This window comes from Chryseobacterium sp. PvR013 (assembly GCF_017833095.1).
GTDB lineage: Bacteria > Bacteroidota > Bacteroidia > Flavobacteriales > Weeksellaceae > Chryseobacterium > Chryseobacterium culicis_A.
In genome coordinates, this window is the sequence record NZ_JAFIBT010000001.1 from 310822 (window position 1) to 323694 (window position 12873).

The window sequence follows — 12873 nt, forward strand, 5'->3', positions numbered from 1 at the left end:
TTTTGCGGTTGCTTCATGAATAAGCTAGAAATATAAATACACGCCTTATTAAAATGTAAAATTATGAATAAAGATATTTTCCCATGTCTCTGGTATGATGGAGACGCCAAGCAATCTGCCGAATTTTATTGTAAAGTTTTTGGAGGCGAAATTACGGCAGATACTCCTGTGGTAATGAACATTGATGTGTTTGGGCAAAGATTGATGCTTCTGAACGGAGGTCCTCAATTCAAAAAAAATCCTTCCATATCTTTCATGGTGATCTGTGAAACAGAAGAGGAAGTTCAAAAATACTGGGATCAGTTACTGGATGGCGGTATAGCGCTAATGGAACTGGGATCTTACTCATGGAGCCCAAAATACGGATGGGTTCAGGATAAATATGGGGTAACATGGCAGTTGTTTCTGGGTGAAAAAGCAAGTGATCAGAAAATAGTTCCTACGCTGATGTTTATCCATCAGAATAATGGGAAAGCAAAAGAAGCAATGGAGCTTTATACCAGAACTTTTCCAAATTCCAGCATAGGAAACATATTAACCTATGGGGCAGGAAGTGAAGGGCATGATATTCCGGAACCGGCAGAAAATGTTCAGCATGCTCATTTTGTGATTGACGGGTACAGCTTATTCTGTATGGATAATTCCTATGATCACCCGTTTGATTTTAATGAAGGAATATCATTGGTTGTGATGACCGATGACCAGGAACAAACCGACAGATATTGGAATACCTTTACTGCAGACGGAGGCAGAGAAAGTATGTGCGGCTGGCTGAAAGATAAATATGGATTGAGCTGGCAGATTGTACCTAAAAGACTCATTCAGTTAATGAACGATTCTAATCAGGAAAAAGCTTATAAAGTAGTTCAGGCAATGATGAAAATGCAGAAAATTATTATCCAGGATCTGGAAGATGCTTATCATTCATAAATATTTTCGGCGTATTGTTTGATGTTATTTAGAGAAAAGATTTGCTTATGAAGACACAGAACAAATCACAATCTAAGTCAAAAGTCCCTAAAGAAGGGATTTTTCCGGAAATTATCCGGAACGATTATCGGGGAAGCCGGAAGCTGCTTGGGAAAAAAGCAGTTATTTCCGGGGGAGACAGCGGCATAGGACAGGCCGTAGCTGTTCATTTTGCCATAGAAGGAGCTGATGTCGCTATTATCTATAAAGAAAGTGATGACGATGCCAAAGAAACAAAAAAACTGGTGGAAAAAGAAGGGCAGAAGTGCTTTTTGATCAAAGGTGACCTTACCCGGAAAGTTTTCAGGGAAAAATGTGCAGACAGGATCAAAACCCAATGGAAAAGTGTTGATATTCTTGTGAATAATGCAGGGATTCATACTTCCAAAAGCAGTTTGGAGAAAATCTCTGATGAACAGATTCAGGAAACATTTGATACCAATATCATTTCCATGATTTCATTCACCAGAAATTTTCTTCCGATGATCGGAAAAGGAGGACGGATTATTTGCACAACTTCTGTCACAGCGTATCGTGGAAGCGATCACTTGATTGATTATGCAGCTACAAAAGGAGCTGTTCTATCTTTTATCCGTTCATTGGCTGATAACCTTGCAGAAAAGGAAATCCTGGTCAACGGAATTGCACCGGGGCCTATTTGGACTCCTCTTGTAAAAGAAGCTTTTGATGATCTTTCCCAATTTGGAAAAGATACTCCGCTGAAACGAGCGGGGCAGCCATCAGAAGTAGCACCGGCCTATGTTTTTCTTGCTTCCAAAGACGCAAGTTATATTACGGGAGAAATTATTCACATTAACGGAGGTGATTTTGTCGGAGGATGATTAGAAGTTAGAGGCTAGAAGTTAGATCTTAGATGTGTCTATAAAATAACTCTCTTACCCTCAAACTCACCAACCACCTGCAACCTATTATCTACTATCTAAAACTTAAAAATATATGGAACGATTATCATATGAAATAGAAATCAATGCCGAACCTGAAAAAGTATGGAGTGTCCTTTGGGGAGATATTACCTATAGGCAATGGACAACGGCATTTACAGATGGTTCTTTTTATGAAGGAACGTTAGAAGAAAACAATATCGTTAAATTTCTTGATCCCAAAAATAACGGAATGTACAGCAAAGTACTAAAAGTCATTCCTAATGAAGAAATTAAATTTCTGCACCTGGGAGAGATTTATGAAGGTATTGAAGTTGCGAAAGATTGGGGAGAAGCAACAGAAGCTTATTTTCTTGAGGAAAATGACGAGGGAACGTTACTGAAAACAGAAATTCAGACTCCCGCAGAATTTAAAGATTTTTTTGAAGAAAAATTTCCAAAAGCGATGATGATTGTTAAGCATCTTTCAGAAAATCAGCTGTAAATAATTTCGTTAGAACGAAAGAAAAAATCATTGAGCTTTGAGATTGCTTCGCCTGGCTCGCAATGACCAATCTAAAAAAATGAAACAAATGGAAACCTTATCATACGAAACAGTAATTGATGCTCCTTTACAAAAAGTATGGGACATCCTCTGGAATCCGGAAACCTATAGTGAATGGACAAAATATTTCGGCGCAGGATCTGTCATGAAATCAGACTGGAAGGTAGGAGGGAAAACCTATTTTCTGAATGCTCATGGAGAAGGAATGGTTTCAACCATAGACAGCCTGGATGAACCTAATCAGATTGTTTTTAAACATCTGGGAATGGTAGATAAAGAAGGTAATGAGGATACACAAAGCAAAGAAGTAATGGAATGGAACGGAAGCTTTGAAAAATACTTTCTGATCGACTTTGACGGAAAAACAAAACTTCATGCCGAAGTTCAGGTAGAAAAACAATGGCAGGATCACATGAATACAGGATTTACAAAAGGACTCATGGTTGTAAAAAGCCTTGCAGAAGGCGTTAGCCTTGGCTCAGTATAATGAAATTCAAAGTTCAAAATTTAAAGTTTAAAGTTTAAAGTTGAGTTTTGATCCTGAATACTAATCCCTGCAACCTACTACCTGCGACCTATAACCCATCATCCATACCCTAAAGAATGAAACTACTCGTAATACTTTTCATCACATTTATTCTGGCTTTGCTGGGAACTTTTTTGGTTCAGGGAAAGCCGGATTTTATATTTTCAGGCAATCTTGGAATGGCTGTTTTCATCATATTTACAGGTTTTTCCCATTTTAAATTTCAGAAAGGAATGGCAATGATGATTCCGGAGGTTATTCCTGCCAGAATGTTTTGGGTATACTTTACAGGAGTATTGGAAATTGCAGCAGGAATTGGATTGATGATTCCGGCTATTCGTGAAATCATTGCTATTTTACTGATCATTTTTTATGTATTGGTTTTTATGGCCAATATCAATTCTTCCAGGAAAAAGATTAATATTTTTAAAGCCGATTACACAGGCCCGGGAATGAAATACCTTTATACTCAAAGAATTCCCATGCAGATTATCTTAATCGTCTGGACATGGTATTTCGGGATATACTTACACTAAATAATAAAGACAGTCATTGAGGCTGTCTTTTTCATATAATTGATGTTTTTTTAAAATTAATTGTTAAAATAGTGTAACGTTTTATAGGGATGGCGTGTCTTATTATATAAATGCATTTATTTTTTATTGTTTTGAAAATAAGTGCCTATATAACTTTAACCTTAAAAACAGAAGTTATGAAACTAAATCACAACATTTTCGGTACAGCATTTATTGTACTATCTACTATCATGACCAATGCACAGAGCTCTACTGTCGCACTGCCGGGAGATCCTACTTTACCATCTTCCAAAGCCAATCTTGAGAAACTTATTTCTTATGACAAAGGCAATTTTAAATACAAAGTGGAAGACTACTTTGCGAGACCAAAAGCCTCAGCATTTAAAATCTCTCCTGACGGGAAGTACCTTTCCTATAAAGAAAAAGATCAGGATAAAAAGAATCATGTCTATGTAAAAGACCTGAAAACAGGAAAAATTACCAAAGCTATTGTAGAAAAAGATGACCTGGTAAGAGGATATGGCTGGCTGAACAAGCAACGTCTTTACTACACTCAGGATAGAGGAGGGAATGAAAATATTCATTTGTATGCCACAGATATCGATGGAGGAAATCAGAAGGATTTAACGCCATTTGACGGAGCGAAAGTACAGTCCATTATTCCTATAAAAGATACAGACTTTGTTGTGGTTACCATGAATAAAAACAATAAGCAGATCTTTGAACCTTTTAAAATCAATTTCGTTACCGGAGAAATAACTCAGCTGTATGAAAATAAAGATGTCAACAGTCCTATTGACGGCTATATTTTTGATAAAGACGGAACTTTGAGAGGATACAACATTCTTGAAAACGGACTGACTACAAAGACATATTATAAAGATTTGCAGACAGGAAAATTCAATCTGATTAAATCTGCTGACTGGTCTGATACCTTTGGAATTATTGAGTTTAATGAAAATTCTAAAAATAAAGATGAAGCGTATGTCGTAACGAACCTGGATAGCGATAAAGCCAGAATCGTATTGTATGATCTAAAGAAAAATGCAGTGATTAAAGAAATCTATTCCAATCCTGTATATGATGTAAGCTCAATAAGTACAGCCGGTAAAAACAGAAACTATGAACTGGATTTTATCAGCTATGAAGGGATCAAAGGAGAAACAGTTCCGGTAAGTAAATTTTATAAAGAAATAGATGACAAATTAAAATCTCAATTTGGAGACAAGGAATTTGGAATCGTTTCTTCTGATGATAATAATGATAAACTTTTAGTGGTTGTAGGAAGTGATAAACTGTATGGAACCTATTACGAATATGACACAAAAACCAAACAGACCAAGCTTCTTTACAACCTGATGCCTCAGCTGAAGGAAGAAGATATGGCTGAAATGAGACCTATCGAATTTAAAAGCAGAGACGGATTGACTATCCGTGGATATATTACACTGCCTAAAGCCGCATTGGAAGGGAAAAAAGTTCCTTTAATCGTTAATCCTCACGGTGGTCCTCAGGGAATCAGAGACCGTTGGGGATTCAACCCGGAAACACAGTTGTTTGCCAGCAGAGGCTATGCTACACTTCAGGTCAACTTCAGGATTTCCGGAGGCTATGGGAAATCATTCCAGAAAGCTGGTTACAAACAGATTGGAAGAAAAGCAATGGATGATGTGGAAGATGGAGTAAAATATGCCATTGAACAAGGATGGGTAGATAAAGATAAAGTAGCCATTTACGGAGGAAGCCATGGTGGATATGCAACCTTAATGGGATTAATCAAAACTCCGGATCTGTATACCTGTGGAGTAGATTATGTAGGAGTATCCAATATTTTTACCTTCTTTGCTTCTTTCCCGGAATACTGGAAACCATACAAAGAAATGGTAAAACAAATCTGGTATGATCTTGACAACCCTGAAGAGGCCAAAATTGCTAAAGAAGTTTCGCCTGTCTTTCAGATTGATAAGATCAAGAAACCTTTATTTGTGGTACAGGGAGCTAACGATCCAAGGGTGAATATCAATGAATCTGATCAAATTGTAAAAGCAATGCGTGCCAAAGGTTTTGAAGTTCCTTATCTGGTAAAATATGATGAAGGACACGGATTTGGAAAAGAGCAGAACAGAATTGAGCTTTACAAGTCGATGCTGGGATTCTTTGCAGAAAATTTTAATAAATAAACTATTAATTAAATAATATTTGAACGGAGGACATAGGTCTTCCGTTTTTTTTATGACAAAGTCATTGCGAGCAAAGCGAAGCAATCTCAATATAATGTATAAGTCTAATAAATGGAGTTGGAAAAGCGCAAAGGCGCCAATGTTTTACAAGTGGTATGCTTTAAGGCGCCAAGATTTTATCTCCGATAAAATTGTACAGTTCTAAAGATTTACGGATATTTTAACGGCGCATTTGTCATTGCGGGCGAAGCGAGGAATCCCGACTCCGTTTTGGCAATAATCCCTTTTAGTAATTATGCAAATACTGATAATAATTATTTAATAGAAAATAAAAAAATCTCACTTGCTGAAAATCTTTGATTTTCTTGCGTCTTACAACTATATAATATAATAACGATAAAAACTTTGCGCCTTGCGACTCTCCCACAAAAATCATTTTATATATGCTTTATCATTCATCATTTATCAATTACCAATTATCAACTTAGCCCCGATAGCAGCGGTTACCCCGGAGCATGAGTGGGAGAGTTGGAGGGGAAGAGTGTAGGATGGTGGGGCGTGAGGAGTATGAGCGGATAGCGGGAAAAAGCTCCCTTAAACATAAGCAATGAGTAATGAGTAATGAGTAATGAGTAATGAGTAATCCGGGAATAATTGAGAAGAGAAAAGGCTGATGAATAAAAGAAAAGTTGAATTGTAAGAAAAATATTTTAAATTTATTAAAGTAAAACAAAAAGGATAGCCGTCATATCAGTATGGAGGTTGTCGAAAAAATAACAATGCCACAGAAGGATAAAGAAAGTATCATCTCACAGACCGTTTCGAGCTACGGAGGGAAGCTGATGTCTTATATTCGTCCGAAAGTGAAAAATACGGAGGATGCGGAAGATATCCTGCAGGAAGTGTGGTATCAGTTCAGTAGCCTTACGAATATTTCGGAGATCGTAAATGTTGGTGGGTGGCTGTACAGGGTAACAGCGAATAAAATTACAGACCGTTACCGTAAAAAGAAAACAGAAAATCTTGAAGATTTCGTATATGAAGATGAAGACGGCAGTTTTTCTATCAAGGATATTCTTTTGATGGATGAAAGCGCAGGCCCTGAAGTGAAGATGTTTCAGGATGAGATCTGGAAGAAACTGTTTGAAGCACTTGACGAACTTCCTGAAAAACAAAGGCTGGTTTACGTAGAAAATGAACTGAACGACAAAACCCTCCAGGAGATTGCCGATGAACAGGGAGAAAATATCAAAACCATCATCAGTAGAAAAAACTATGCTGTGAAGCACTTGAGAAACAGGCTGAGAAAGCTATACGAAGATTTAAAAAGTTAGAAAAAGAAATTATGAATCATAAACACAAAAAGGGCTGGATTTTTTTATTGTTATGTCCACCATTAATTTTAGCCGCGGTTACATGGATTGTAATGCTGCTTTGGAATTGCCTTCTCCCGGAGATTTTAGGAGTGAAAACCATTAATTTCTGGCAGGCAATGGGGATACTGATCCTAAGCAAAATTCTTTTCGGTGGTTTCCATTTCGGTAAAGGAATGAGAGATTTTAAGGAAAGAAAAATGAGAGAAAAAATGGAAAGCTGGTCGCCTGAGGAAAGAGAGAAATTCAAAGAAGTATGGAGAAATAAATGCTCAGGTGGATTCTTCAACAGAAACAACGAATAATTTGAAATTTTTAAAGAAGTAGTAAAGTAAAATTAGAATTCATTCGTCTCTATAAAAAATAAGAAGTAGTAAAATTTAAAATTTTGAAAAAATGAAAAATTCAGCATTAAAAGGAGCTCTTGGAGCATTAGCCGTTGTAGGCGTAGCCTTGATCGCTAAAAAAGCAATACAAAGAAAAAGATTTATCAAAGGTATTTTTGATGAGTACGGAATCAAAGAAAAATCACCTTTCGGACTGGCAGATAAGATCAGAGAAATGAATGACGAAGACTATCAGGAACTAAAAGGAAAATTTAAAAAAGAATTCAGTTCAAGATGCTGCAAAAAGTATAATACCTGCGAAGCATAATATCCTAAGAACTAAATTGAAATTGTTTAATTCCGGCGCGGGAAGCTCTGCTTCCCGCGCCGGAATTTTTTATTGAGATGCCTTGCTTCACTCAGAATGATAAGTACACCGTAGAAATAGCCGTAAACTTTTAGAGAAGTACAGTTTTATCGGAGATAAAATCTTTGCGTCTTAAAAATATTCAGGTAGCTGAAAAAAAACTTGGCGCCCTTACGTTTTTCAACCAATAGATTACGAGCTGTATTGAGATTGCTTCATCTTCGGTTCGCAATGACATCGGGGTACAATTTTATCGGAGATAAAATCTTTGCGTCTTAAAAAATATTCAGGTAGCTGAAAAAAAACTTGGCGCCCTTGCGTTTTACAACCCATAGATTACGAGCTGTATTGAGATTGCTTCACCTTCGGTTCGCAATAACTTTTTGATCTATACTTTCAACAAAATTTTACCGTAAACATCAAACACAAAGAAAAATAAATCCTTATTTTTGTATTTCTCAATGAAAGATTACTACTATTTTCTCGGTATATCACAGGATGCTTCGGAAGAAGACGTCAAAAAAGCGTATCGAAAACTGTCTTTAAAATATCATCCCGATAAAAATGACAATGACGATTTTTTTGCAGACCGGTTCCGTGAAATTCAGGAGGCTTATGAGACATTGAGTGATCCTGTCAGAAGGCGTTCCTATGATCAGAATTTAGAAAACCATCAGAGAAGTTTCAGGTATAATATTCCGCCTGCCATCAAAACTTTTACAGCGAATAAAATTCATGCGAAAAAAGGGGAGGAGATTATCATCAACTGGCAGACGAGCAATGCTGATGTGGTAAAGGTATTGCCTTTCGGATTAGAAAAGCCGTATGGAGAGAGGATCTTTAAGATCACAGAATTTAAAGATGGAAAATTCCAGCTTTTGCTTCATGCTACGAATTCTCTTTTGCACAAAACGGTTGTTCAGGGAATTACCATCACGGAAGTTTTTGAAAATGATTCTGAGAAATTCAAAAACTCGGTGGAAGAAATGTTTAAGCCACAACCCAGAACAAGAATGAACAAATCGGGTCAGCCTAAGATTATGATTCTGATTTGGGGAATTATTATCTTAGCAATTGCTGTTTATATGCTGATCAGAAACTTCAGCTAGTTTATGCCATTTTCTTTCTTCCAGGGCATTTTTTACATCTTTTCCCTTTCTTGAATTTTTTACAACACGATTTCTTTTCACAAAACATCTCTTCGTTATTGAATGAGTAAGGTGCCAATGGCGGAACTTTAAATGGGACAATCATATTCATGTTGCAAATATATTAATTTAGAATAAATATAATTAATAAATTTTCATAAAATTCTTAAAACCTGATGTATAGCAGAAGGAACCTGTTTTCAAAGGTATTCAGAGTCTCACTTTTTATACCTGATAGCTTCTTTTATTCACATAAATAATGCTCTAATTTATACTTTGAATACAATTAAGCTGTAGGGATTATTTTGAAGGTAGACTTAATCAATAGAAAGAGACTGTTGAAAAATTCACATTGTTTTTAATAAAGTGGAAAGTGTTTAATTGTGTGAAAAATGATGTTATTATTGTGTATTATGCATAGAATAGGGAGTGTGCTTGTTGGGATTTATGTAAACCCTGTTAAAAGTTTATTTAAAATAGAATGTGATAAAAATCACAAATATTTTTGTGAATGAGCGCCCTGGAAATGCTCTTGTACAATCGTCCAAAAAATTGTAATTTTACGAATCTTTTTACAAACAAAATCTAATAAATAAAAATGAATACAGAACAGTTTGTGAGCCGTCACATTTCCCTTAATGAAGCCGATAAACAGGCGATGTTGGAAAAACTTGGCGTTTCTAGTATTGAAGAGTTAATTTCTCAAACCATCCCTTCTTCTATCCGTTTAGAGAAAGATCTTGAGATCTCGGAACCACTTTCTGAATACGAAATGTTGAACCACTCAAAAGAATTGGCATCTAAAAATACAGATTATACAAGTTATATCGGATTTGGATACCACAACACCCTTTTACCTTCAGCAATCCAGAGAAATATTTTTGAAAATCCTAGCTGGTATACAGCCTATACTCCTTATCAGGCAGAAATTGCACAGGGAAGACTTGAAGCTCTTCTTAATTTCCAGACTGTAGTATGCGATCTTACAGGTTTTGCATTAGCTAATGCATCTTTATTGGATGAATCTACTGCTGCTGCTGAAGCAATGCATATGTTCTTCAACAACAGATCTAAAGACCAGAAAAAAGCAGGTGCTAATAAATTCTTCATTTCTGATCTTGTTCTTCCTCAAACAGTTTCTGTATTGAAAACAAAAGCTGAAGGATTAGAAATCGAAGTGGTAGTAGGAGATCATAAAACACATCAGTTTGATGGTTCTTATTATGGAGTTTTATTACAATATCCTGGTAAAAACGGAATCGTTTTAGACTATACAGAAGATATCGTTGGATATAAAAAACTTGACCTTCAGGTAGCAGTTGCTTGTGATCCGATGGCTTTGGTAAAACTAAAGTCTCCGGCAGAAATGGGTGCAGACTGTGCAGTAGGAACTACACAGAGATTCGGTATTCCATTAGGATACGGAGGTCCTCACGCCGCTTTCTTTGCTTGTAAAGAAGATTACAAGAGAGATATTCCGGGAAGAATCATTGGGGTTTCCCAGGATATGTACGGAAGACGTGCTTTAAGAATGGCGTTACAGACAAGAGAGCAGCATATCAAAAGAGAAAAAGCGACTTCAAACATCTGTACAGCACAGGTTCTTTTGGCAGTAATGGCAGGGATGTATGCTGTATATCACGGTCCGAAAGGATTAAACTATATCGCAGATCAGATCCACTTTAAGGCAAACGCTTTGAAAAACGGTCTTAAGGCATTAGGATATCAGGTAGTAGAAGAGCCCATCTTCGATACAGTGAAAATGAAAATGGCTGAAGATGAGAAAGCAAGATTAGTAAGACTGATGCTTGATCACAGATTAAACCTTAATTATTTCACAGAAGGAGTAGTAAGTATTGCGATCAACGAAAGTACTACATTAGAGAAATTAAACTATCTGATGGCTTCTTTTGCTCAGTTTAAAGACAAGCAGACTTTCAAATTAGAAATAAAAGAAGGATACAGCATTCCTGAAGAAAACTTAAGAAAAGACGAAATTCTTACGGAATCAGTATTCAACAAATACCATACGGAAACAGAATTGATGCGTTACATCAAGCGTCTTGAGAGAAAAGATTTATCATTGACTCATTCAATGATTTCTTTAGGATCATGTACCATGAAACTGAATGCAGCGACTCAAATGTTACCGCTTTCATGGGAAAACTGGGGTGCAGTTCATCCATTTGTACCAGTGAACCAAGCTGAAGGTTACCAGGAAATGATCCGTGAACTGGAGAAAGACTTAGCAGAAATTACAGGTTTTGCAGGAACTTCTCTTCAGCCAAACTCTGGAGCTCAGGGAGAATATGCAGGATTAATGGTGATCAGAGAATATCACATTTCAAGAGGAGACCACCACAGAAATGTAGTATTAATCCCTCAGTCTGCACACGGAACAAACCCGGCTTCTGCGGCTATGGCAGGAATGAAAATCGTTGTCGTGAAAAACCTTGAAAACGGGGAAATCGACTTCGAAGATCTTAAAGCTAAAACAGAACTTCATTCAGCAAACTTATCTGCTGTAATGATTACTTATCCATCAACTTATGGATTCTTTGATGCTAACATTAAAGAAATTACCAACCTTATCCACGAACACGGAGGACAAGTATATATGGATGGTGCCAACATGAACGCTCAGGTAGGATTTACAAGTCCTGGAAACATCGGAGCTGACGTTTGCCACCTTAACCTTCATAAAACTTTTGCCATTCCTCACGGAGGTGGAGGCCCTGGAGTTGGTCCAATCTGTGTTGCTAAACACTTAGTACCTTTCCTTCCTTCTAATGCAAATATCAGAATTGGTTCTAAAGAAGCTATCGAAGGTATTTCGGCTGCTCCTTACGGTTCAGGATTGATCCTTAACATTTCTTATTCTTATATCAAAATGTTAGGAACTGAAGGTCTTAAAAAGGCTACTGGTCATGCAATCATGAATGCCAACTACCTGAAAGAAATTTTAGCAGAGCATTTCCCAATCTTATATTCAAACGAAAACGGAAGAGTAGCTCACGAATGTATCGTAGATTTCCGTCAGTTCAAATCTTTAGGAATTGAAGTAGCGGATGTGGCGAAGAGATTGATGGATTATGGATTCCATGCTCCTACCGTTTCTTTCCCGGTTGCTGGTACCTTGATGATTGAGCCTACAGAATCTGAAAGCAAGTCTGAAATTGACCGTTTTGCAGAAGCATTAATCTCTATCAAAAAAGAAATTGATGAAATCGCCAACGGTGAAGCAGATGCGGCAAACAACGTATTGAAAAATGCTCCTCACACAGAACAATTGGTAATCTCTGATTCTTGGGATAAACCATACAGCAGAGAAAAGGCAGCTTATCCATTAGAGTGGGTAAGAGACCACAAATTCTTCGCTTCTGTATCAAGAGTAGATGAAGCTTACGGAGACAGAAACTTAGTATGTACTTGTGAGCCGATTGAAGCTTATATGTAATCTCAGTTTTTTAACTATAAAAAATCCCTTTCAGTAATGAGAGGGATTTTTGTTTTTATAGTCATTGCGAGCGTAGCGAAGCAATCTCAATGATTTTTACTTACTTTTAATCAGTTCTTCCAGCCTGGTCATCATATCATCCTTTTCTTTCAGCATTCTTTCGTAAAGAGCAATTTTTTCTTCGTGAAGTTGGATGATTTTATCAATAGGATTGTAATTATTGACAATTACACCTGTCGCGTTATCATGGAAGTTGCTTGCAATAATATTGATAGCCTGTTCTTCATCAAAATTTTGAAATGCTTCCACTGGAATTTTTAATACCTCAGATATTTTTTGAAGTAAAGGATCTTCAATGGTTTCTTTCTGTTCTAGTAATGAAATTTTCTTCTGATTCCAATCATCACCTAAATCCAGCGCTAAAGCTTCCTGTTTGATGCCCAGCATTTCTCTGAATCTTTTTACGTTTCTTCCCTGATGTATCTTTTGTTCCATTTGTGGTTTTTAAAACTTTAAATTATATATTAGTAAAGATAAAAAAATAT

12 protein-coding genes are annotated in these 12873 nt (G+C 36.6%); 11 read left to right on the forward strand and 1 reads right to left on the reverse strand.

Annotation, left to right across the window (positions count from 1 at the left end; all coding sequences use genetic code 11):
- Positions 1-63: 63 nt before the first annotated feature.
- The 11 genes from JOE44_RS01435 (at position 64) to gcvP (ending at position 12328) form a co-directional block, all read left to right on the forward strand.
- Positions 64-930 (forward strand): VOC family protein, encoded by an 867-nt coding sequence (locus JOE44_RS01435; protein WP_209784015.1) that lies wholly within the window; start codon positions 64-66, stop codon positions 928-930.
- A gap of 47 nt (positions 931-977) precedes the next feature.
- Positions 978-1811: an SDR family oxidoreductase gene (locus JOE44_RS01440; protein WP_209784016.1), complete on the forward strand. Its 834-nt coding sequence runs from the start codon at positions 978-980 to the stop codon at positions 1809-1811.
- A gap of 115 nt (positions 1812-1926) precedes the next feature.
- Positions 1927-2355 (forward strand): SRPBCC domain-containing protein, encoded by a 429-nt coding sequence (locus JOE44_RS01445; protein ID WP_209784017.1) that lies wholly within the window; start codon positions 1927-1929, stop codon positions 2353-2355.
- A gap of 88 nt (positions 2356-2443) precedes the next feature.
- Positions 2444-2902: an SRPBCC domain-containing protein gene (locus JOE44_RS01450; RefSeq protein WP_209784018.1), complete on the forward strand. Its 459-nt coding sequence runs from the start codon at positions 2444-2446 to the stop codon at positions 2900-2902.
- Between the two features lie 116 nt (positions 2903-3018).
- Positions 3019-3477, forward strand: a complete 459-nt coding sequence (locus JOE44_RS01455) for a hypothetical protein (protein WP_209784019.1) — start codon at positions 3019-3021, stop codon at positions 3475-3477.
- 176 nt (positions 3478-3653) lie between these two features.
- Positions 3654-5657, forward strand: a complete 2004-nt coding sequence (locus JOE44_RS01460; RefSeq protein WP_209784020.1) for a S9 family peptidase — start codon at positions 3654-3656, stop codon at positions 5655-5657.
- Positions 5658-6436: 779 nt separating this feature from the next.
- Entirely contained in the window at positions 6437-6991 is a 555-nt protein-coding gene (locus tag JOE44_RS01465) for a sigma-70 family RNA polymerase sigma factor (RefSeq protein ID WP_228421575.1), read from the forward strand.
- A gap of 11 nt (positions 6992-7002) precedes the next feature.
- Positions 7003-7335, forward strand: a complete 333-nt coding sequence (locus JOE44_RS01470) for a hypothetical protein (RefSeq protein ID WP_105681861.1) — start codon at positions 7003-7005, stop codon at positions 7333-7335.
- A 91-nt stretch (positions 7336-7426) separates the two neighbouring features.
- A complete protein-coding gene (locus tag JOE44_RS01475; RefSeq protein ID WP_209784021.1) occupies positions 7427-7684 on the forward strand; it encodes a hypothetical protein in 258 nt (85 codons plus the stop codon).
- Positions 7685-8184: 500 nt separating this feature from the next.
- A complete protein-coding gene (locus tag JOE44_RS01480; RefSeq protein WP_209784022.1) occupies positions 8185-8832 on the forward strand; it encodes a DnaJ domain-containing protein in 648 nt (215 codons plus the stop codon).
- A gap of 637 nt (positions 8833-9469) precedes the next feature.
- The gene (gcvP, locus tag JOE44_RS01485) at positions 9470-12328 is read left to right on the forward strand and encodes an aminomethyl-transferring glycine dehydrogenase (protein ID WP_209784023.1); all 2859 of its coding nucleotides are present in this window, start codon (positions 9470-9472) and stop codon (positions 12326-12328) included.
- 96 nt (positions 12329-12424) lie between these two features.
- Here the strand turns inward: gcvP and JOE44_RS01490 are convergent, their stop codons facing one another.
- Entirely contained in the window at positions 12425-12823 is a 399-nt protein-coding gene (locus JOE44_RS01490) for a helix-turn-helix transcriptional regulator (protein WP_142016916.1), read from the reverse strand.
- Between the last annotated feature and the right edge of the window lie 50 nt (positions 12824-12873).